This is a genomic window from Franconibacter helveticus LMG 23732, from assembly GCF_000463115.2.
GTDB lineage: Bacteria > Pseudomonadota > Gammaproteobacteria > Enterobacterales > Enterobacteriaceae > Franconibacter > Franconibacter helveticus.
The window spans coordinates 184394-204407 of sequence record NZ_AWFX01000003.1 but is presented as its reverse complement, the minus strand read 5'-3'; the positions used below and the strand labels follow the sequence as shown (position 1 = coordinate 204407).

At 56.7% G+C, this 20014-nt stretch carries 22 protein-coding genes and 1 pseudogene; 18 read left to right on the top strand and 5 right to left on the bottom strand.

The genetic code is table 11. The features are described 5' to 3' along the window. The 6 genes from DW56_RS23085 (at window position 1) to DW56_RS01025 (ending at window position 4905) form a co-directional block, all read left to right on the top strand. On the top strand, window positions 1-57 hold the full coding sequence (locus tag DW56_RS23085; protein ID WP_003032489.1) for an IS1 family transposase: 57 nt from the start codon (window positions 1-3) through the stop codon (window positions 55-57). A 692-nt stretch (window positions 58-749) separates the two neighbouring features. Further along, entirely contained in the window at window positions 750-980 is a 231-nt protein-coding gene (locus tag DW56_RS01045; RefSeq protein ID WP_024554953.1) for a hypothetical protein, read from the top strand. Window positions 981-1008: 28 nt separating this feature from the next. Continuing rightward, window positions 1009-1638 carry a DUF2238 domain-containing protein gene (locus DW56_RS01040; protein WP_024554954.1) on the top strand — a complete coding sequence of 210 codons (630 nt, stop codon included), beginning with the start codon at window positions 1009-1011 and terminating at the stop codon, window positions 1636-1638. Window positions 1639-1830: 192 nt separating this feature from the next. Beyond that, window positions 1831-3300 carry an anaerobic nitric oxide reductase flavorubredoxin gene (norV, locus tag DW56_RS01035; protein WP_024554955.1) on the top strand — a complete coding sequence of 490 codons (1470 nt, stop codon included), beginning with the start codon at window positions 1831-1833 and terminating at the stop codon, window positions 3298-3300. Next, on the top strand, window positions 3297-4430 hold the full coding sequence (gene norW, locus DW56_RS01030) for an NADH:flavorubredoxin reductase NorW (protein ID WP_024554956.1): 1134 nt from the start codon (window positions 3297-3299) through the stop codon (window positions 4428-4430). The genes norV and norW overlap by 4 nt, the downstream gene beginning before the upstream one ends. Before the next feature lie 112 nt (window positions 4431-4542). Then, on the top strand, window positions 4543-4905 hold the full coding sequence (locus DW56_RS01025; protein WP_024554957.1) for a DUF1971 domain-containing protein: 363 nt from the start codon (window positions 4543-4545) through the stop codon (window positions 4903-4905). A gap of 32 nt (window positions 4906-4937) precedes the next feature. Here DW56_RS01025 and DW56_RS01020 read toward each other — a convergent pair whose 3' ends face one another. Beyond that, complete coding sequence (locus DW56_RS01020; RefSeq protein ID WP_024554958.1) at window positions 4938-6035, bottom strand: LacI family DNA-binding transcriptional regulator; 1098 nt, start codon at window positions 6033-6035, stop codon at window positions 4938-4940. Between the two features lie 230 nt (window positions 6036-6265). Here DW56_RS01020 and DW56_RS01015 point away from each other — a divergent pair, with 230 nt between their 5' ends. The 9 genes from DW56_RS01015 (at window position 6266) to DW56_RS00975 (ending at window position 14441) form a co-directional block, all read left to right on the top strand. Next, on the top strand, window positions 6266-7303 hold the full coding sequence (locus tag DW56_RS01015) for an SIS domain-containing protein (protein WP_024554959.1): 1038 nt from the start codon (window positions 6266-6268) through the stop codon (window positions 7301-7303). A 5-nt stretch (window positions 7304-7308) separates the two neighbouring features. Continuing rightward, window positions 7309-8139 carry a PfkB family carbohydrate kinase gene (locus tag DW56_RS01010; RefSeq protein ID WP_024561905.1) on the top strand — a complete coding sequence of 277 codons (831 nt, stop codon included), beginning with the start codon at window positions 7309-7311 and terminating at the stop codon, window positions 8137-8139. Window positions 8140-8202: 63 nt separating this feature from the next. Beyond that, a complete protein-coding gene (locus DW56_RS01005; RefSeq protein WP_024555312.1) occupies window positions 8203-8955 on the top strand; it encodes an ABC transporter substrate-binding protein in 753 nt (250 codons plus the stop codon). A 42-nt stretch (window positions 8956-8997) separates the two neighbouring features. Continuing rightward, entirely contained in the window at window positions 8998-9660 is a 663-nt protein-coding gene (locus DW56_RS01000; RefSeq protein ID WP_024555311.1) for an amino acid ABC transporter permease, read from the top strand. Continuing rightward, complete coding sequence (locus DW56_RS00995; protein ID WP_024555310.1) at window positions 9660-10400, top strand: amino acid ABC transporter ATP-binding protein; 741 nt, start codon at window positions 9660-9662, stop codon at window positions 10398-10400. The genes DW56_RS01000 and DW56_RS00995 overlap by 1 nt, the downstream gene beginning before the upstream one ends. Window positions 10401-10402: 2 nt before the next feature. Then, on the top strand, window positions 10403-11230 hold the full coding sequence (locus tag DW56_RS00990; protein WP_029697168.1) for a sugar phosphate isomerase/epimerase family protein: 828 nt from the start codon (window positions 10403-10405) through the stop codon (window positions 11228-11230). Further along, window positions 11227-12117, top strand: a complete 891-nt coding sequence (locus DW56_RS00985; RefSeq protein ID WP_035889277.1) for a DMT family transporter — start codon at window positions 11227-11229, stop codon at window positions 12115-12117. Before DW56_RS00990 ends, DW56_RS00985 begins: the two co-directional genes overlap by 4 nt. 95 nt (window positions 12118-12212) lie before the next feature. Beyond that, window positions 12213-13163, top strand: a complete 951-nt coding sequence (locus DW56_RS00980; protein ID WP_024553968.1) for a sensor domain-containing diguanylate cyclase — start codon at window positions 12213-12215, stop codon at window positions 13161-13163. Window positions 13164-13295: 132 nt separating this feature from the next. Next, window positions 13296-14441, top strand: coding sequence for a hypothetical protein (locus DW56_RS00975; RefSeq protein WP_024553967.1), 1146 nt, complete (start codon window positions 13296-13298; stop codon window positions 14439-14441). Window positions 14442-14494: 53 nt separating this feature from the next. Here the strand turns inward: DW56_RS00975 and DW56_RS00970 are convergent, their stop codons facing one another. Both DW56_RS00970 and yghX read right to left on the bottom strand, forming a co-directional pair. Next, a complete protein-coding gene (locus DW56_RS00970; RefSeq protein ID WP_024553966.1) occupies window positions 14495-15598 on the bottom strand; it encodes a mechanosensitive ion channel family protein in 1104 nt (367 codons plus the stop codon). Window positions 15599-15781: 183 nt separating this feature from the next. Further along, window positions 15782-16669, bottom strand: coding sequence for a YghX family hydrolase (yghX, locus tag DW56_RS00965; protein WP_024553965.1), 888 nt, complete (start codon window positions 16667-16669; stop codon window positions 15782-15784). Between the two features lie 177 nt (window positions 16670-16846). Here yghX and DW56_RS00960 point away from each other — a divergent pair, with 177 nt between their 5' ends. After that, the gene (locus tag DW56_RS00960) at window positions 16847-17887 is read left to right on the top strand and encodes an aldo/keto reductase (RefSeq protein WP_024553964.1); all 1041 of its coding nucleotides are present in this window, start codon (window positions 16847-16849) and stop codon (window positions 17885-17887) included. A gap of 46 nt (window positions 17888-17933) precedes the next feature. On the opposite strand, the gene DW56_RS00955 is transcribed toward DW56_RS00960, so the two are convergent. Then, window positions 17934-18428: a TIGR00645 family protein gene (locus DW56_RS00955; protein WP_024553963.1), complete on the bottom strand. Its 495-nt coding sequence runs from the start codon at window positions 18426-18428 to the stop codon at window positions 17934-17936. A 73-nt stretch (window positions 18429-18501) separates the two neighbouring features. Beyond that, the gene (locus DW56_RS00950; RefSeq protein ID WP_024553962.1) at window positions 18502-19002 is read right to left on the bottom strand and encodes an ESA_00282 family adhesion-associated protein; all 501 of its coding nucleotides are present in this window, start codon (window positions 19000-19002) and stop codon (window positions 18502-18504) included. Between the two features lie 104 nt (window positions 19003-19106). Between DW56_RS00950 and DW56_RS00945 the strand changes: the two genes are divergently transcribed. Together DW56_RS00945 and DW56_RS21125 are read left to right on the top strand one after the other, a co-directional pair. Then, window positions 19107-19508, top strand: a complete 402-nt coding sequence (locus tag DW56_RS00945; protein WP_024553961.1) for a hypothetical protein — start codon at window positions 19107-19109, stop codon at window positions 19506-19508. A 5-nt stretch (window positions 19509-19513) separates the two neighbouring features. Further along, window positions 19514-19924 (top strand): annotated as a pseudogene (locus tag DW56_RS21125) (cytoplasmic protein); the annotation flags it as partial. Window positions 19925-20014: the final 90 nt, after the last annotated feature.

The following is a 20014-nucleotide window of genomic DNA, read 5'->3' as shown; positions in this document are numbered from 1 at the left end:
GTGGAGCTGCATGACAAAGTCATCGGGCATTATCTGAACATAAAACACTATCAATAAGTTGGAGTCATTACCGCCGACTGGCAGGGCTGTTTGACGACGCGCCGATCCCCTTTCGCTCACAAAATGGGGGCAGTTACCCGGACAAACATCTGCTGGCCGATCATATCGCGCCGGAGCAGACAGGGCTGGCAGCGCACATTGCCGATGCTAAATAACCGCGAAACAAGCCTTATGTGATGTCAGAGTTGCGCTTCAGATTCCTGATCAGGCAAACGGGCAGGAGCATCAACAGAAGCGTGAACGAGGGTAAAGCTTGTGACCATATGGCAGCCTCTGGTGAGCAGAATTTTATCCATCCCCAAAAAGACCAATCCCGACGCATGATTGTGCAGACGCGGTTGAAAGCTACAACGTGCGGTTACGTGCTTCGACAATTTAAACGATTGCTTTACAGCTTATTGGACAGTTAGCGCCTTTCCACAGGATATGCAATACCACTCGCAACGTGCTTTTGATAATACGGTCTTGCAAAAAACGACAACAACGGATTAATGCTCTTTGATATTAACGCGGTTCACCTGATGGCCTCTTCGGCCAGGGATTAATTGAGACAAAAGCGGCGCGGGCTGAACGCGCCGCTACTCACATTATGAGTTTTTTCTGGTGCAGGCGGCGACGACCAGCCAGATAAATACACAGTTAATAAAAACAGATATCAGCATCAGTAGTCATGTGTACCCGTCATACCATTGATTCTCCATCCCCCCCTGCCATCATCCCCGCCGGGCGGCCTGAAAAGCGACTCCGGCATCTCTTCGCAGCGGCTTGATCTCTGTAACGCTTCGCGGCCGATTAAAGGCAAGAAAGAAGCCAACCGCGTGGGCGAAACGCTGCTCACCAGCCAGCATTATCAATTCGAAGCGGGCATCGCTGCGGGGTTTGCGCGCCGCCCACGTTGTTTTTTCTCGCTTTTCAACTAAACAGTACTTTTACCTTAGTGAAGGATCGCTGATGAAATCCCGACCGTTTTATTTCACCGCCGGCGTGGCGCTGCTGGCGCTGCTGTTGATTATCACCGCCCTTACGACAGAGCGCAGGCTCACCTGGCTGATGGAAGTAATGCCGATTTTCATTATCGTGCCCATTCTCTGGGCCACCGCCAGGCGCTACCCGCTTACGCCTGTGCTTTATTCGCTGATTTTTGTCGGCTGCGTTTCGCTTATTGTCGGCGGCATGTATTCCTACGCTCGCGTGCCTGTTGGTTTTTATGTTCAGGAGTGGCTGGGGCTTGCGCGCAACCCCTACGACCGCTTCGGCCATCTGCTTCAGGGGCTGGTGGTGTCGCTTTCGGCGCGGGAAGTGCTGGCGCGCGGCGGTTACCGGCTGGGCGCGAAGATGCTGGCGTTTCTGGTCTGCTGCGTCACGCTCGCCATCAGCGCGTTTTACGAACTGATTGAGTGGTGGGTCGCGCTGGCGTTGGGTAAAGACGCGGACGATTTTCTCGGCACCCAGGGCGACGAATGGGATACCCAGGCCGACATGCTTTGCGCGTTGCTGGGGGCAGCCTTCACCGTGTTTGTGCTGGGGCGCTGGCATTCACGGCAGATTGAAAACGTTATGAAACGAACCCGCCAGTAAGGCGGGTTTACTGGCAGTGAAAAATAGTCAAAAAGACAATTTTCAGTGTCAAAAAGACTATTTCTAACAACGTCAAAATGACAGCATGCGTGATGCCATCATTTTAAAAATATTTTAATAACAAGAACTTAAAAAACTGGCACGCCTTTTGTAATAGTCCCCGCAAAGCTTACATTCTGCGGAGATACATCAATGGCTATTCACGTTAAAAATAATATTCACTGGGTTGGACAGCGCGACTGGGAAGTACGCGATTTTCACGGCACGGAATACAAAACGCTGAAAGGCAGCAGCTATAACAGCTACCTCATCCGTGAAGAAAAAAACGTGTTAATCGACACCGTCGACCACAAGTTCAGCCGCGACTTCGTGCAAAACCTGCGCGCTGAAATCGACCTTGCCGATATCGACTACATCATCATTAACCATGCCGAAGAGGACCACGCGGGCGCGCTCTCCGAGCTGATGAACTGCATCCCGGATACGCCGATTTACTGCACCGCCAACGGCATCGACTCCATCAACGGCCACCACCATCACCCGGAGTGGAACTTCAACGTGGTGAAAACCGGCGATACGCTGGATATCGGCAACGGCAAGCAGCTTATCTTCGTCGAAACCCCGATGCTGCACTGGCCGGACAGCATGATGACTTACCTCACCGGCGACGCGGTGCTTTTCAGCAACGACGCCTTCGGTCAGCACTACTGCGATGAACACCTGTTTAATGACGAAGTGGACCAGGCGGAGCTGTTCGAGCAGTGCCAACGCTACTACGCCAACATCCTCACGCCGTTCAGCCGCCTGGTGACGCCGAAAATTACCGAAATCCTCGGCTTTAACCTGCCGGTGGATATGATTGCCACCTCCCACGGCGTGGTGTGGCGCGAAAACCCGACGCAAATCGTCGAGCTTTACCTGAAGTGGGCGGCGGATTATCAGGAAGATCGCATCACTATCTTCTACGACACCATGTCCAACAACACCCGCATGATGGCCGACGCCATCGCCCAGGGCATTGCGGAAGTGGACCCGCGCGTGGCGGTGAAAATCTTCAACGTCGCCCGCAGCGATAAAAATGAAATCCTTACTAACGTCTTCCGCTCTAAAGGCGTGCTGGTCGGCACCTCCACCATGAACAACGTGATGATGCCGAAGATCGCAGGCCTGGTGGAAGAGATGACCGGCCTGCGTTTTCGCAACAAACGCGCCAGCGCGTTCGGCTCCCACGGCTGGAGCGGCGGCGCGGTAGACCGTCTCTCCACGCGTTTGCAGGACGCCGGGTTTGAAATGTCGCTGAGCCTGAAGGCCAAATGGCGCCCGGATCTCGACGCGCTGGAAGCCTGCCGCGAACATGGCCGGGAGATTGCGCGTGCCTGGGCGCTCTCGCCGCTGCCGGAAAAAGCGCAGCCCGTGAGCGCCGACGCCGCGCCGCTTCAGGCCGCTATCCCTGAAACGGCGGCGCCCCAGGCGCAAAGCGCCGACCTCGGTTGCTGCATGCAGTGCAGCGTTTGCCAGTGGATCTACGACCCGGAAAAAGGCGAGCCGATGCAAAACGTCGCCCCCGGAACGCCGTGGAGCGACGTGCCGGACAGCTTCCTCTGCCCGGAATGCTCGCTTGGCAAAGAGGTCTTTGAAGAACTGGCGGTGGAGGCGCAATGAAAAACGGCATTGTAATCATCGGTTCGGGCTTCGCCGCCCGCCAGCTGGTGAAAAATCTGCGCAAGCAGGATCCGAACGTGGCGATCACGCTTATCGCCGCCGACAGCATGGACGAATACAACAAGCCGGACTTAAGCCATGTGATAAGCCAGCAGCAGCGGGCGGATGACTTAACCCGCCAGCGCGCCGGGGAGTTCGCCGAGCAATATAACCTGCGGCTCTTTCCCGCCACCTGGGTGACGGAAATCGACCCGCAGGCCCGCCTGGTGAAAAGCCAGGCGCAAAGCTGGCAGTACGACAAATTAGTGCTGGCGACCGGCTCCAGCGCGATCGCGCCGCCGATTGAAGGGCGTGAGCTGATGCTGACGCTCAACAGCCAGCAGGAATATCAGGCGTGCGAATCGCAACTGCGTGACGCGCAGCGGGTGCTGATTCTGGGCGGCGGGTTAATCGGCAGCGAGCTGGCGATGGACTTCTGCCGCGCCGGGAAGCAGGTCACGGTGGTCGATAACTCAGCCTCCCTGCTCTCCTCCCTTATGCCGCCGGAAGTAAGCGCTCGCTTACAGCACAGGCTTACGCAGATGGGCATCGAGCTGGTGTTCAACCAGCAACTGGCCGCGCTGCGACAGCAGGAAAACCAGCTACAGGCGACGCTTGCCAGCGGCCGTACGCTGGAGGTAGACGCCGCCATTGCGGCTATCGGCCTGCGCCCGAATATCGACCTAGCCCGCCGGGCGGGGCTTACGGTAAACCGCGGCATTGTGGTTAACAGCCAGCTTCAGACCAGCGACCCGCACATTTACGCGCTGGGCGACTGCGCGGAGATCAACGGCCAGATTATGCCGTTCCTGCAACCTGCTCAGCTAAGCGCCATGACAGCGGCGAAGAACCTCGCGGGCGGCAGCCAGCCGCTGAACCTGCCCGCTATGCTGGTGAAAGTGAAAACACCCGAGTTGCCGCTGCACCTGGCGGGCGATACGCGCCGCACGGATCTCGACTGGCATATCACGCTCGCAGGCGAAGGCATGGTGGCGAAAGGCGTCGACGGCGAAGGCAACCTTAAAGCCTTTGTGGTGAGCGAAGCCTGCATGCCGCAAGCCTTTGCGCTGTTAAAAGCGCTGAACACGTAGAAACCTCGCTGCGCCGCAAGGCGCAGGCATAGCTTGCCCGCACAGGCGGCGGGCGTCTGCAATACTTGCCCTGTCGGCTTCATGCAGGGCCTTTTTTCCCGAGGAGAAGATCATGGCGCATCAAATCCCTTTCCATTTTCGTCACACCCGTTCCACCCCGTTCTGGAATAAAGAGACGGTGCCACAGGCGCTGCTCACCCACCACAACACCAAAAAAGGCGTATATGGCCGCCTTTCGGTGATGGCGGGCGCGGTGAAATACATCGGTTTTAACAGCGAGCACGACGAAACGCCGGAAATCGAAGTGGTGATCGAGGCCGGGCATTTTGGCATTAGTCCGCCGCAGTACTGGCACCGCATTGAGCTGTTGACCGATGAAACCTGCTTTAATATCGATTTCTTCGCCGACCCGAACGAGGCGCTTGAAGGCAAAGGCATCGGCCAGGTGGTTAACACCCACAAAAGCGAGGCGTAACCCGCTTTACCAGGCGAAGGCGGCAGAGAACGTTATCCTTTAACGTTCACCTTCACCGTCGCCACCGACTCGCGAAGCTTCATCTCCACCTGATACGTCTGCCATGAGACGGGCAAATCTGTCTCACGTATGCGACGGAAGAGTAATTCGGCGGCGTGCACGCCCATATGGTGGATTGGCTGCGCGACGGTGGAGATGCGCGGCGTAGTGAGTGTCAGCCAGTCGAGTTCGTCGAAGGCGAAGAACGAAAGCGCGCCGGGTACGGCGATATCGCGCTCGCGCACCGCCCGCCAGGCGCCCTGGGTCATGACGTTGTCTACCGCAAAAACGGCCGTCGGCGACGCTTCCTCCAGCACCGCCAGCGTCTCTTCAAAGGCGCGCTGGGCGCAATATTTACCGGTGCGGCGTATCAGCGTTTTATCCACCGCCACATTCGCCTCATGGTGCGCCAGCAGGTAGCCCAGCAGACGCGCGCCGCTGGAGTTAAGCCGGTCGGCGTTTATCGTGGCGAAGCTCTCCGGCTCAAGCGCCAGCCGCGTATCGTAGTCCGAACTTAATTCCGTGATGATGGCGATGCGCCGGTGTCCGCAGCCTAACAGGTAACGGGTGGCCTCGCGGCTGGCGTGCACGTTATCAATAAGCACCGCATCGGCGGCGAGCGTGGGCAGCTTACGGTCGAGCAAAACCACCGGAATGCCCTGGGCGATAGCCTGGTCAAGGTGGCGGCAGTTGTTGATATCGGCAGGAGAAACAATCAGCCCGTCCACCTGTTTTTCCAGCAGAATGCGCACCGCTTCCTGCTCGCGCGGCACATCTTCGTCACTGCTGGTGATCAGCACGCCGAACTCGTGGCGGCGCGCGATATCGCTGATGCCGCGCAGCGCTTCAGCAAAAAAGGGGTTGCTGATGTCGGCCCCCACCACGCCGATAGTCTGGCTTTTGCCGGTTATCATGGCGCGCGCCACCTGGTTTGCCACATACCCAAGCTCTTCGGCGGCGCGCATGATTTTCTCGCGCAATTCTTCGCTGACGTAGCCGTAATTCCCCAGCGCCCGGCCCGCCGCCGCGGTGGATACGCCCGCCTGGCGCGCCACGTCTTTCACGGTGATTCGGTTATTTTTCTTGTTCATAAGACGTTTTGTCGTCTCCGCTTTTGGTTTCCCGGAGGTTATCGATTTCCGGCGGATTCATAAGAAAAAGATCATTGACAATTTTTTAACACCGGCGAATTATTCACCGTGTGATAACGTTCTCTCATTTTAGGATAATCCACCCGCTGCTGTAAATCGCGGGTTATTTTTAAAGCATGACTGATAACGTTATCACATCCATAACAACCGAGACGGACAGGTAACCCAACATGACGCAAACCACTACAGCTTCACTGCCGCTGCGCCCGCTGGAAGCGGATTTCATCCCAACGCTTGAGAAAGTGCTGGCGCAGAAAAATGCCATTGCCGGCATCGCCGACGCGGTCGCTTCTCGCCCGCTGAAAGATATCTATTTTGTCGGCTGCGGCGGCTCCTTCTCCTCTTCCGTACATGCCCACGCGCTGCTTTGCCGCCACAGCAAGCAGCTTCAGGCGTGGAACCTGAACGCAGCGGAGTTTATGGCGCTGCCGCCTGCCCGCCTGGGAGCAACGTCGCTGGTGATCCTCTCCTCCCACTCCGGCGCCACGCCGGAAACAGCCCGGGCGGCGGATTTCGCCAAATCGTACGGCGCTTATGTGGTTTCCCTGAGCCAGGAACTGAACACCCCGCTTGCCAACACTGCCGATACCGCGCTGGTTTACCACAGCCCGCGCACCGTCACGCCCGGCAAACAATTACTGCTGCTGCAACTGGTGATTGAATTGCTGGAGCGTGTGGAGGGGCAGGATCTCAGCGCCTGGCGCGCCGCGCTGCCCGCCTTGCCCGCCGCGCTGCAACGGTTCCTTGAGGATCAGGAAAACGCTGGCGACGCCATCGCCGCCGCCATCGCCCGGGGCGGCGATATCTACGTCACCGCCGCAGGCGCCAACTATGGCGCAGCCTATACGCTCTCCTACTGCTACCTGATGGAGATGCAGTGGCGCAACGCCACGCCAGTGCTGGCAGGCGATTTCTGCCACGGCCCTTTTGAGATGATCCTGCCGGGCGCGCACCTGGTGGTGTTTCACGCCGACGACGACAGCCGCGCCATGACGCAGCGCGCCATCGACTTCGCTCGCCGCTATACCGAAAACGTCCATGTGTTTGACGCAGCCAGCTTCACCTTGCCGGATGCAGCGCCGCAAGTGAAGGCTCACTTCGCGGCTATCGCGCTGGGGCTGATGGGCACGCGTCTTGCAGATCATCTGGAGCACCGTACCGGCCACTCTCTGGATGACCGTCGTTATATGCACAAAGTGGAATATTAATCGCCATGCGAATTTGTGGAGTAGGTGACAACGTGATTGACCGCTACCTGCACTGCGACCGGATGTTCGCAGGCGGCAACGCGCTTAACTTCGCGGTTTTCGGCCGCATGGCAGGCGCCGAGGCGGCCTACCTGGGCATCACCGGCAATGACATTCCGGCAGGCGTTATCCGTTATGCGCTCTGCTCAGAAGCGGTGGATATCAGCCGCGTGCGGGTCAATGACAGCTTTAATGCGCTTTCGCAGATAGATATCGATGCCGAAGGCAACCGCTTCTTCGTCGGCGCCGTGCCGCCGCCCTACCAGCTTCGCCTGAGCGAGGAAGATCTGGCGTGGCTGCAAGGGTTCGATCTGCTGCACACCAGCGATTACAGCGGGCTGGAAACGCAACTGCCTGAACTTGCCGCCTGCGCGCCGCTCTCGTTCGACTTCGGTTCGCGCGACGACGCCTGGGCCGAGCCGCTGCTTCGCTGGGTGCAGGTCGCCACCTTTTCGCGCAGCGGCAGCGCGCCGCAGGACGTTGCGCAGCTTATCGAAAAAGCGCACGCCGCAGGCGTCGTCACCGTGCTGGTTACCCAGGGCGCGGACGGCGCGCTTATCAGTCACCGGGGCGAGCGCTATCGCCAGCCCGCGCTGCCGACGCAGATTGTCGACAGCCTGGGCGCGGGGGATGCGTTTATCGCCACCCTGCTGGTGAAACTGGGGCAAGGCGTGGCGCTGGCGGACGCTGCGCACAGCGCGGCGCACGCCTCAGCGCGAGTCTGCGAGCGCCTCGGCGCATTCGGCTACGGCGTGCCGCTCACGCCGCTGCCGCCGGAGGCGAAGCAACAGCCGTAACCATGCCGTGCCATAACGCGCCGCCGCTGGCGGGCCATAACCCTTTTTTACGTGGAGCAAGAGATGAAGATAAAAACGTTAGCCTGTTCAGTCGCGCTGTTGGCCACTCTTTCTTTTACCTTACCTGCCGCCGCCGAAAAGCTGGTGGTCGGCACCGAAGCCAACGGCATTCCTATCTCCTTTTTAAACCCGAAAACCCACGAGCTTGACGGCTTCATGCTGGATATCGCACGCCAGGCCGCAAAGCACGCGGGGTATGAAGTGGAGTTTAAGGCGATGGATTTCTCGGCGCTTATCCCGGCGCTGCGCACCGGCAAGATAGACATGATCGCCACCGGTATGTACATCACCGAGCCGCGTAAAAAAGTGATCGATTTTACCGAACCGGTTTACCGCTACGGCGAAGGCATGATCGTTCGTAAAGAGGACACCAAAGATTACACCTCTTTCAACGAGCTGCCGGGCGCGGTCGTCGGCGCGCAAATGGGTACCATTTTTATCGAGCCGCTCAAGCAGGCCAATATTTTCAGGGATGTGAAAGCCTACGACACCCTTACCGGCATTATGAAAGACGTTAACGCCGGGCGCATCAAGGCAGGCTTTGGCGATACCCCGTCGATGGCTTATTACCTCTCTCTTGGCGAGTACCCCAACGTGCGGCTGGTGAAAAGCTACAAGCCGGTGCTGCCAGGCTCGCTCGGGCTTGGGGTGCGCAAAGAGGAAGCGCAGCAGTTGGCGAAGCTGAACGAGGCTATCGCCACCATGCAGAGCAACGGCGAAATTACGGCGCTGCTGGAAAAGTGGAAGCTTAATTAAAACAAGGGGCACAGCCCCTGATACTCCGTGACAGGAACCGCGATGAACGACTTTTTTACCTTCAGCGCCACCGCCCTTCCCATTCTGGTGGAGGGGGTGAAATACACGGTACTGGTTACCTTTTGCTCGCTTATCCTCTCGACCCTGCTGGGGCTGGCCTGGGCGCTGATGCGCCTTTCAGCCAACCGCCCGCTGCGCCTGGTAAGCAGCGCGGTGGTCAACGTGCTGCGCGGCATCCCGATGCTGGTGCAACTTTTCTATATCTACTTTGTGTTGCCCGACATCGGCATTGAGATGTCGGCGCTCACCGCCGCCATTATCGGCCTCGGCATCGCCTATTCCGTTTACCAGGCGGAGGATTTTCGCGCCGGCATTCAGGCTATCGACAAGGGGCAGATAGAGGCGGCGCAGACGCTTGGCATGTCAAAGCGGCTGATGATGCGCCGCATTATCCTGCCGCAGGCCATCAAAATAATCTGGCCTTCTTACGGCAACACCATGGTGATGATGCTTAAAGACAGCTCGCTTGCCTCTACCATCACCGTGGCGGAGCTTTCATTGCAAGGGAAGCTGCTCGCCTCGGCGACCTTCCAGAACACCACCGTTTTCACGCTGGTCGCCCTGCTTTACCTGGTGATGTGCTGGCCGCTGATGTGGCTGTGCCGCCGGGTGGAACACGCCATGCATAAACGTCGGAGCCACTGATGATTGACTATCGCAACGTTCATAAAAGCTACGGCGCGGTGCACGTGCTGAACGGCATTAACTTAACCATTAACCGTCAGGAAGTGGTCTGCATTATTGGCCCTTCCGGCTCCGGAAAATCTACCCTGCTGCGCTGCATTAACGGGCTGGAGGATTACCAGAGCGGCGAGATTATTTTCGACGGCGTGCGGGTGGACGGCAGCGCTCACGCCTTAAGCCAGGTGCGCGGCGAGGTGGCGATGGTTTTCCAGCGCTTTAACCTCTTTCCCCACCGCACGGTGCTGGAAAATGTCACAGAAGGGCCGATTTACGTCAAAGGCGAACGTCCCGGCCCTGCCCGCGAATATGGCATGGCGCTGCTTAAGCAGGTGGGCATGGACCATAAAGCGCACGCCTGGCCGCAGGATCTCTCCGGCGGCCAGCAGCAGCGCGTGGCGATAGCCCGGGCGCTGGCGATGCGCCCGCGGGCGATTTTGTTCGATGAACCCACCTCGGCGCTTGACCCGGAGCTGGTGGGCGACGTGCTCAACGTGATGCGCGAGCTGGCAAACCAGGGGATGACGATGGTGGTGGTGACGCATGAAATCGCCTTCGCCCGCGAGGTGGCCGACCGCGTGGTGTTCATCGACGGCGGCGTCGTGACCGAAGAAGGCCCGGCGCGCCAGGTGTTGACCAACCCTTCTCACCCGCGCACCCGGGAGTTTCTGCAACGCGTGCTCAACCCCATCAGCGAGGAATAATCATGCTTAACGCCAGCCATATCTGCGCCACTAACTTTACCTATTCGCATTACCGTCTGACCCGCTGCCTGGACGATGTCGCCGCCCTCGGCGTGCAATGGTTCGAACTCTGGGGCGTGGCGCCGCACCTGCATATCGACACCGTGCAGGAGGCAGATTTGCAGTCGCTTAAGCGAGAGCTGGCGGCGCGCGAGCTGAAGCTCGCCTGCTTTACGCCGGAACAGTGCGTTTATCCGGTGAATATCGCCGCTGAAAACCCGCAGCAGCGGGCCTACAGCATGAACTATTTTCACCGCAGCCTGGAGATTTGCGAAAGCCTTGAGTCGCCGCTGCTGTTTATGACGCCGGGCTGGGGCTATGAAGACGATGAGCCTGACGAAGCGAGACGCCGGGCGGTGGACGCGCTGAGCACACTGGCGCACAGCGCTGAAAAGCGCGGCGTGACGCTGGTGCTGGAAGTGCTGCAACCGCGCGAGAGCAACCTTGCCAGCACCGTGCGCGAACTGGCCGGGCTGGTTAACGAGGTCAGCTCGCCCGCGCTTGACGCGGCGCTGGATATTGTCGGTATGGCGGTAGGCGGCGACAGCGTAACAGATTACCTCACCGCTTTCGGGCCGAAGCTGCGCCATTGCCATTTTATTGACGGCACGCCAGCGGGCCATCTGGCCCCCGGCGACGGCAGCCTGCCGCTGAAAAGCTATCTCGGGGCGCTGCGCGATGGCGGCTATAACGGGCTGCTTTCGCTGGAGATCGCAGGCGGACGCTACTGGCAGGAGCCGCTGGCGCCGATGCGCCAGGGCATTCAGTTCCTGCGCGAAGCCCTCGCATGATGGCCCGGGGCGGCGCGGCCATGCTGCCTGCACGCAAGAGCGAAAGCCTGCTGCTGCTGGTGACGCTTTGCGCGGGGGCGGGCTGGATCTTCTCTAAAGAGGCGCTCGGCGCGCTGCCGCCGGTCTTTTTTATCGCCGTGCGCTTTCTTGTGGGCGGGCTGCTGCTCGCCCTCGCCGCGCCTGCCGCCGACCGCCGCGCGTGGCGGCGCAGCCTGTGGCCCGCTTTCGCCATCGGCAGCCTGATTTGCGGTTCGATGATGTGCTGGATTGTGGCGTTGCACCTCACCACGGCGCTCGGCGTCGGCGCGTTTCTTACCTGTCTCGGGCCGCTAATGGTGCCGTTTGCCGGGCTGCTGCTTTTTCGCCAGAAGCTCTCCGGGCGCATCTGGCTCGCGCTGCTCATCGCCCTGCCCGGCATCGCGCTGCTGGTCGGCAACGGCTTTCGCGAGTGGCGGCTTGAGGCGGGCCAGCTCTGGTTTTTCGGCGCGGCGGCGATTTTCGCTTTCTACTTTAGTCTGAATAACCGCTTCGCCGCCGACCAGCCGGTCGTCCTCTTCGCCGCCATGCAGATGATGGCGGTGGGACTGCTGGCGTTGCCGGTGAGCCTGTGGCTGGAGCCGTGGCCCGCCGCGCTCGACGCGCCCGCATGGACGTGGCTTGCGCTCAGCATTCTTATTCCCACCTGCCTGCGCTTTTTATTGCAGAACTACGCCCAGCGGCTGGCTTACTCCCCTAATGGCGGGCTGATTATGCTGATGGAGCCGGTGTGGGCCGCCCTTTTCTCGGCGCTGTGGTATGGCGAAACCATGACGCTGGCGCAAATGGGCGGCGCGCTGCTGATCCTGCTGGCGCTGACGGCGGCAAGAGAGCGCAGCGTCCGGGCGTAGCTTTTGCCCGGACGGCCAGCTTATTTCGCGCGCCATATTTACAAGCTGAATCACTCCTGCCAAAAATGGGCATTATTTATTCACAATTTTTATAGATGTCCGAACTCGCGCTAAAACAACAGATCCAGAACCTGAAAAAGCACAACGCCCGGCTAAAGCGTATCGCGCACGATGCCCGCCATAAGCTCAGCGCCGCGCTTGACGGCACCGGGCTGTGCCTGTGGCAGCTGGATATTCCCAGCGGCAAGTTAATTATTTACAACCGTCGCTGGGGTTCGATGCTGGGCTATCAGCCAAAAGAGCTGAGCGCGCACTTTGATGTCTGGCGCGAGCATCTGCACCCGGAAGATAAAGAAATGGTGCTGTCGGCTTTTTATAACCATCTGGCGGGCAACACGCCGTTTTATGAGGCGTTGCACCGCATGCAGCACAAAAACGGCACCGTGACCTGGGTGCTGGATCGTGGTCGCGTCAGCGAATGGGACAGCGACGGCAAGCCGTTGAAGGTGACCGGCACCCACATCGATATGACGAAAGAGAAGCAGTATGAAGCGCAGCTCGCAAAGCTTGCCAACCACGACCCGCTAACCGGCCTCACCAACCGCCATGCGCTGCAAACCCGCTTTGAAACCTTAAAGCAGCAGGGGCCGCTTTGCGTGGCGTTTATCGATCTCGATGATTTTAAAAACGTAAACGACACGCTCGGCCACCGCAGCGGCGACATGGTGCTGGTTGAGCTTGCCGGGCGCATGCGCGAAGCCTGCCCGCCTGGCGTGGAGATTGGCCGGCTCGGCGGCGACGAATTTATCCTGCTGCTGCCTTTTAGCCTGCGCCATCCGCTTACAGAGAGCGCGGCGCGCGGCTGCCTGAAAGCCGCGCTTGACCCGTTTGAGCTGGATAACGGCAACGCGCAGATTGGCGCGTCGATTGGCATTCATGAGGTGCGCGGTGAAGATGATTTTAACGAAGCGCTGCTGCGCGCCGACGAGGCGATGTATCGCGTGAAGCACGCAGGGAAAAACGGCGTGGCGCTGGCGCAGCGGTGACATCCCCTGTCATTTATTCGGGTTACTTTCAGGGGTCTGTTCATTTTCCGCTAAATAAAACGCACTTCTTACCGATAATGACGTTAACGGGTACATCCCCGCTGTCCGCCATTTAACAGGGTCCTCATAATAATGAATGAAGAAGAGAGTCTCAGACTCACCCTCCTTAATGAAAACCAGCAGCCCATTATTGTTGCGCAGCCGCTGGATGTTTTCCCGAATGACGCCAGTCAGTTTATTACCGAGCCCCGGGAGTTATCCCGCGTTGCCGATCTTGCCGGGCAAATCTTTTCCGGTTACGCCAGTGTCCCCAACCGCACCGTTGAGCTGCTTTTCAAACCGGAGATCAAAAAAGGGCTTGAGAGCGGCGCATATAAAATGATGCAAACCACAACCGGCGAAACCCTGGCCGATGTGGTGGATAAAGGCAGCCGTAAGATTGTCGGCAAAGCGCGGATTATCGAAGGCGGCAAGATAAAACAGCTGGCTGCCGGCTCGTTTCAACTGCTCAGTATTATCGTGGCGCAGTCTCATCTGGCGGATATAAACCGCACGCTTAATGATATTCAGGCCTCGCTTAGCGACCTGCGCACCACCATTGAAAACGAGAAGTTAGCGAAAATTCATGGGCGCATTGAGTATCTGCAAGGGCTTATCGTTAAGCTGAAAAACGGCGATTTCGACACGGAAACTTCTCAACAGATAAAAAACAAGATTGAAGACACCGTTACGGATGCGAACGAATGGCAATCCAATCTTTTCTTTGACGTTAAATCACTTATAGACGCCATTAACAACCAGCAGGATGCGGACCGCTTCGGTACAGGCGACACCTATAAAGCCCTGCTCGCCCACGTTGAAAAAATTAACGCTTTAGCGCTGCGCCACAACCTGATTCTTAAGCTGGCGTTGCTGTTGAACTACCTGGGCGCCTGTCTTGATCCGACCAGTAAATCCTTTAGTCAGTTCCGGGTTAAATCTGACGGATGGCAGCAGATCATGGCGCTTTTGCACAGCGCTATTGTTAGCCGTAGCGAAGCGCTGTTGAAAAACGCCCGCTTTAACAGTGATGAGCTGCTGGAATTACGCCGCTTTAAGCTGATGCAAACCGTAAGCGAATCGGTAAACGCTGCGCAATATGCGCAGGCAAACTTCGATATCGAATACCTCGGCTTACAAAACAATCTGCAAAAAGTGGTTTCTGGCAGCGGCAAGTTTCGTCTCGCTATCGCTTTTGATGAACAGGGCGGCGTAAGCAAAGCGGCAATCGTAAATTAAGCCTCTCCCGCCGACGGGGCCGTCGGCGGGATCATGCTGGCAACGGTCTGGCCTCAGGCGCGCAGGCGCTCTTGCTCCTGCGGCTCGTCCTCCGGCTGTTCTGCCGGAATAATAATCCGGCTCGGAATAGCAAGCTTAACGCCTAACTCTTCAAGCTCTTCCATAATGCGCAGGTTAATTTCCTGCTGAATATCCATATATTGATTGTAATCGGCTGTATTAAGAATATGCACCACTTCAAAGGTCAGGCGATCCTGATCAAATACCGAGAAGTGGGCGCGATCGAATTTCGTCTCCTTAATACTTTCAATAACGCGTTTAACCATCGGGCCGATTTTACGGATTTTATCCGGCGGCGTGGAATAAGCGATGCCGAAGGTAAATACAATTCGGCGCGTCTGCATACGCTTGTAATTATGAATAGTCTGCTGCAATAAAAGGGCGTTCGCGCAAACTATTTGCTCGCCGCTTAAGCTGCGAATACGCGTGGTTTTTAAACCAATATGCTCAATGGTGCCGGATACATCGTTAAAGACAATAAAGTCGCCAATTTCAAACGGTTTATCAATACCGATAGAGAGCGAGGCAAACACATCGCTTAATACGGTTTGCACCGCCAGCGCAATGGCGATACCGCCGACGCCAAGGCTCGCCACCAGCGCGGTAATATCTACCCCGGCGTTTGCCAGAATAGAAAGCAGCATAATCGACCAGATAAGCGCGCGGATCATCAGCCCGAGAATGATAAGCGTAACCGGATTGCGGTGCAGGCCCGGCCTTAACAGCGAATTACGCATCCATGACTGAACGGCCTGGTCGAGCCACATGGCGATTTGCAGCGCCAGCACCAAAAACCAGGCGTGGGAAATCAGGCTATGCAGCCGGTCTGAAAGCGTGACGAATTGCAGGCTGAATAAGAAGGCGGCAACGAGAATTAACGCCTTACGGGTTTTACTGATAACGTCGAGAAAAACGCGGTAGAGCGTGGCGCTCTCATGATCTTTCGTCCAGTTGGCGATTCTTTTATGCAATACCGCCAGGATTTTATTTGCCACCCAGTACGTGACTGCGGTAATCACCACCACCAGCAGCACATTAGTCCAGAATGACGGCGAGGTCAGTAACCGTATGAAATTGGTTTGCTGAAGTATCTCCATTCTGTTCTCCCTTAATTTATAAAAAAGCAGGCTCAGGCCAAACGCGCCTTTTAGTATAGACAATGGGATTTTTGTGCCGCTGAGACTCGGCTTATTTCGCAGAAATAAACAGAATTGTCATAATAACTTCACGTAACTATTCCCTGCCCGCTCGATATAGCGCAGGCAGGGCAAAACATTTTTTTACACCAGATATTTGTTAAACCAGGCGATGGTGCGGCTCCAGGCAAGATCGGCGGCGGCTTTGTCATAACGCGGCGTCGAGTCATTATGAAAGCCGTGGTTTACGCCTGGATAAATATACGCTTCATAGGTTTTTCCCGCCTTTTTCAGCGCCTCTTCGTAAGCAGGCCAGCCTTCATTGATGCGGGTATCCAGCTCAGCGTAATGCAGCAACAGCGGCGCTTTAATGTTGGCAACCTCCTCCAGAGGCGCCTGGCGGCCATAAAATGGCACTGCGGCGGCCAGTTCCGGGTAAGCCACCGCTGCGGCATTGGCTACGCCGCCGCCGTAGCAGAAGCCGGTAATGCCCACTTTTCCGCTCGCGCCTTCATGCTGCATCATGAATTCAATGGCGGCGAAAAAATCGTTCATCAGCTTTTGCGGATCCACTTTCTGCTGAAGCTCGCGCCCTTCATCGTCATTGCCCGGATAGCCGCCCACGGAGGAGAGCCCGTCCGGCGCCAGCGCGATAAACCCCGCCTTTGCTACGCGGCGCGCCACATCTTCTATGTACGGGTTCAGGCCACGGTTCTCGTGCACGACCACCACCGCCGGCGCTTTGCCGTTCATTTTCTTTGGCAACACCAGATAGCCGCGCACCTGCCCGTGACCGTTGGGCGACGGGTAATGGATGTATTGCGGATAGATATCCGGGTCGGTGAACTCTACCTGCTGCGCCAGCGCATAGTTGGGTTTAAGCAGGTCGAACAGCGCCAGCGCGGTCATGCCGCCTACGGCGTATTTCGCCGCCAGCTGCAAAAACTCGCGTTTGCTGATTTTGCCGTGGGCGTAGTAGTCGTAATAATCGAGCAGTTCCTGCGGAAAGTCTTTGGCGGTCAGGCGGGTCATGGCGGCTCCCTTTCTGGTATGCGATTCGGCCCTATAAGCGAAGCACAAGCGCCGGGAATTGCCTAAAAATCGGACAAATTATCAGGCAAATGTATGACGCTGCGCGCTTGTCCTCTGACGGTGACTCGCTAATATAGAAACGGCGTTTCAAATAATGACTCTATACAAGGAGAAACCATGCCGTACCTTGCCGACCCCGCCCGCTACGAGCGGATGCAGTACCGTTTTTGCGGCCGCAGCGGGCTACAGCTGCCTGCGCTGTCGCTTGGCCTGTGGCACAGCTTCGGCCACGGCAGCACGCTGGATTCACAGCGCGCTTTGCTGCATAAAGCGTTCGATCTGGGCATAACGCATTTCGATCTCGCCAATAACTACGGTCCGCCTCCCGGCAGCGCGGAAGAGAATTTTGGCCGTCTGCTGAAAACCGATTTCGCCCCTTATCGCGACGAGCTGATTATCTCCACCAAAGCGGGTTATGACATGTGGCCTGGCCCTTACGGCGCCGGCGGTTCGCGCAAATATCTGCTGGCAAGCCTTGACCAGAGCCTGCAACGGCTGGGCCTGGAGTATGTCGATATCTTCTATTCGCACCGCGTGGATGAAAGAACGCCGATGGAAGAGACTGCCTCGGCGCTGGCTCAGGCGGTGCAGAGCGGCAAGGCGCTTTATGTCGGCATCTCGTCATATTCGCCCGAACGCACGCAAAAAATGGCGGAGCTGCTGCGCGAGTGGAAAATTCCGCTGTTGATTCATCAACCCTCTTATAACCTGCTGAACCGCTGGGTGGATAAAAGCGGGCTGCTCGATACCCTTGAGCGCAACGGCGCGGGCTGCATCGCCTTTACGCCGCTGGCGCAGGGGCTGTTGACCGGCAAATATCTCAACGGCATTCCGGAAGGCTCGCGCATGCAGTATGAAGGCAAAAAGGCGCGCGGGCTGACAGAAAACATGCTGACCGAGCAAAACCTCAACAGCCTGCGGCTGCTGAATGAAATGGCGCAAAAGCGCGGCCAGAGCATGGCGCAAATGGCGTTAAGCTGGCTGCTGAAAGATGAGCGCGTTACGTCGGTGCTGATTGGCGCAAGCCGCCCCGAACAGCTTGAAGAGAATGTACAGGCGCTGGCGAACCTGCAATTTACGGCTGAGGAGCTGGCGAAAATCGACGAGCATGTGGCGGATGGGGCGTTAAACCTCTGGCAGGCTTCGTCAGACAAATAAGACGGGCGCAGAACGCAAAACCCACGGCGCGGGCCGTGGGTTTTTATTAGTGGTCGTGGCGCGTGAGCTTATCGAGGTAGCCCATCACAAACGCCGAGAGCACAAAGGTGAGGTGGATAATGACATACCACATCAGCTTGTTGTCCGGCACGTTTTTGGCATCCATAAACACCCGCAGCAGGTGAATGGAAGAGATAGCGACAATCGATGCCGCCACTTTGTTTTTCAGCGACGTGGCGTCCATTTTGCCAAGCCAGTTCAGCTTTTCTTTATGATCGGCGATATCAAGCTGTGAAACGAAGTTTTCATAGCCGGAGAACATCACCATCACCAGTAACCCGCCGACCAGCGTCATATCCACCAGCGACAGCAGCATCAGGATGAGATCGGCTTCCGCCATGGTGAGTACGTTTGGCAGAACGTGGAAAATTTCCTGAAAGAACTTGATGGTCAGCGCCAGCAAGGCCAGGGATAAACCGAAGTAAACCGGGGCGAGAAGCCAGCGCGAGGCGTACATTGCGTTTTCTAAAAAGCGTTCCATAACGTCCTGAAAGATGACTTAAAAGAAGTTCAGTATAACGCAGAAAGGTGAACGCCAGGCAACCTGGCCGCCGTCAAACCTCGGAAAGCGTCACCTGCGGGCGCTGGTACTGCGGCCAGACGATAGCGACCAGCGCAGGATACGCCTCAATGCTAAACTCCTGGAAACAATGGCGTAAATTCAGCACTTCAATATCAGAGAACATCACTAACTCGCCGTTCAGACAACGCTTTTTTAAATTATCGTAATATTTATAAACTGCGGAATTAAGGTTGCTGCACCGACGCTGCGCCTCAAATAACCCCGGCGTCGCGTTAAGTTCTTCAAAACTCATTTTTTTAATAGTCGCGTTAATAAAATCGCTATATTCATGATTAACGCGCCAGTACCAGCCAGGCGTAATGGCATTAAGCAATACGGAAAAATGCTCTTCGCCCTTTTGGCGGTTTTGTGGCGAAGGCGGGTTCGCGCCAGCCGCGTTTTCACTATTATTGCTTTCGCTCTCTTTCATTAATAAAAGGACGACGCATAAAAGTAACAGCAGAGTGATGACACAATAAAAAATAGTGCTCATGTGCAGGCTCCGTTTTCTTTGATTTTAATTTTGCGGCATGTTATTGTCAACGCAAACCGCCCTGCCATCCAATTTACCTTTCTGATTTTAAAGGAAATATTATTATGTTGCCCGACAATATTGTGCCGGCGCGCTATCATATTCCCACTCCTGACACGCAGCCGGCGGCCGATGAAAGCAGTGAAAATTTAACTAAAGGGCAGCCAACCCTTGCCGACTATGAAAGCGATATATTAACCAGTAAATCACGAGCGGGCCAAAGCGGCAACATGCTGCTTGAAGAACATGACCGTCATATAAAAGAACGCCTGTTCTGTGTGGTTAAAATCGAAACTTTCGCTAAAGTATTGAATGGCCTGGTCGAAGATAAAAGCATAAGCGCGGAAGAACTGGCGGAACTGATAGCGGCAAAAACGGCCCATATCAACGAAGCCGGTAATAAAATTTGGCTTAATCTCATTACCCGGGAAAAAGCGACGCCGCTATTTTATCAGTTCGAGGATTAACAGGCGTGGCCGAAATAAGCAATAACGATATTTATTTCGCTTTAGATAAACAGGTTGAGCAGAAATTTATCTTAAGTCAGAATCAGCAGGCATTAATATATGCCCGCGATCTGGCCATTGCTGAGTATACGCGGGCGATGGTCACTATCCCCTCTGCGCTGGTTAATCTTAAATGGCAAAACCGCCGCGACATTTATCCGCTGCGGGTAAAAGAAGAAGTCTACGGCGCGGTGATAATGGAAATTATCAGCCGCTACCCTGAGTTGAAATCGCAAATTATGGTGCAACTTGAGGCAAATTATCAGCACATTAAGGCGCAGGAAGCGCAAACGCTGATGCTGAGCCGAACGCTTGCCGACGGCACCTGTAAAACCGCCACGGTGAAACCTGGCGCTGCTGCGCCAGCGGCAACCCCAGCCATTACGCCGCAAGCGGTGGCGTCGCAGCCTGTTGCGCCTGCTGAGCCTGTGGCGCCTGTTCCCGGCGCGGCAGACCTGCCTGCCTTA

Excerpts from the sequence above, each read along its gene's own strand:
- DW56_RS01020 (WP_024554958.1), bottom strand. The coding sequence starts at position 6,035 with ATGAACAAGAAAAATAACCGAATCACCGTGAAAGACGTGGCGCGCCAG.
- DW56_RS01005 (WP_024555312.1), top strand. The coding sequence starts at position 8,203 with ATGAAGATAAAAACGTTAGCCTGTTCAGTCGCGCTGTTGGCCACTCTT.
- DW56_RS01000 (WP_024555311.1), top strand. The coding sequence starts at position 8,998 with ATGAACGACTTTTTTACCTTCAGCGCCACCGCCCTTCCCATTCTGGTG.
- DW56_RS01010 (WP_024561905.1), top strand. The coding sequence starts at position 7,309 with ATGCGAATTTGTGGAGTAGGTGACAACGTGATTGACCGCTACCTGCAC.
- DW56_RS00945 (WP_024553961.1), top strand. The coding sequence starts at position 19,107 with ATGTTGCCCGACAATATTGTGCCGGCGCGCTATCATATTCCCACTCCT.
- DW56_RS00980 (WP_024553968.1), top strand. The coding sequence starts at position 12,213 with ATGTCCGAACTCGCGCTAAAACAACAGATCCAGAACCTGAAAAAGCAC.
- norW (WP_024554956.1), top strand. The coding sequence starts at position 3,297 with ATGAAAAACGGCATTGTAATCATCGGTTCGGGCTTCGCCGCCCGCCAG.
- DW56_RS00995 (WP_024555310.1), top strand. The coding sequence starts at position 9,660 with ATGATTGACTATCGCAACGTTCATAAAAGCTACGGCGCGGTGCACGTG.
- DW56_RS01015 (WP_024554959.1), top strand. The coding sequence starts at position 6,266 with ATGACGCAAACCACTACAGCTTCACTGCCGCTGCGCCCGCTGGAAGCG.
- DW56_RS00950 (WP_024553962.1), bottom strand. The coding sequence starts at position 19,002 with ATGAGCACTATTTTTTATTGTGTCATCACTCTGCTGTTACTTTTATGC.
- DW56_RS00960 (WP_024553964.1), top strand. The coding sequence starts at position 16,847 with ATGCCGTACCTTGCCGACCCCGCCCGCTACGAGCGGATGCAGTACCGT.
- DW56_RS00955 (WP_024553963.1), bottom strand. The coding sequence starts at position 18,428 with ATGGAACGCTTTTTAGAAAACGCAATGTACGCCTCGCGCTGGCTTCTC.
- DW56_RS00975 (WP_024553967.1), top strand. The coding sequence starts at position 13,296 with ATGAATGAAGAAGAGAGTCTCAGACTCACCCTCCTTAATGAAAACCAG.
- yghX (WP_024553965.1), bottom strand. The coding sequence starts at position 16,669 with ATGACCCGCCTGACCGCCAAAGACTTTCCGCAGGAACTGCTCGATTAT.
- DW56_RS00970 (WP_024553966.1), bottom strand. The coding sequence starts at position 15,598 with ATGGAGATACTTCAGCAAACCAATTTCATACGGTTACTGACCTCGCCG.
- norV (WP_024554955.1), top strand. The coding sequence starts at position 1,831 with ATGGCTATTCACGTTAAAAATAATATTCACTGGGTTGGACAGCGCGAC.
- DW56_RS00990 (WP_029697168.1), top strand. The coding sequence starts at position 10,403 with ATGCTTAACGCCAGCCATATCTGCGCCACTAACTTTACCTATTCGCAT.
- DW56_RS00985 (WP_035889277.1), top strand. The coding sequence starts at position 11,227 with ATGATGGCCCGGGGCGGCGCGGCCATGCTGCCTGCACGCAAGAGCGAA.
- DW56_RS01025 (WP_024554957.1), top strand. The coding sequence starts at position 4,543 with ATGGCGCATCAAATCCCTTTCCATTTTCGTCACACCCGTTCCACCCCG.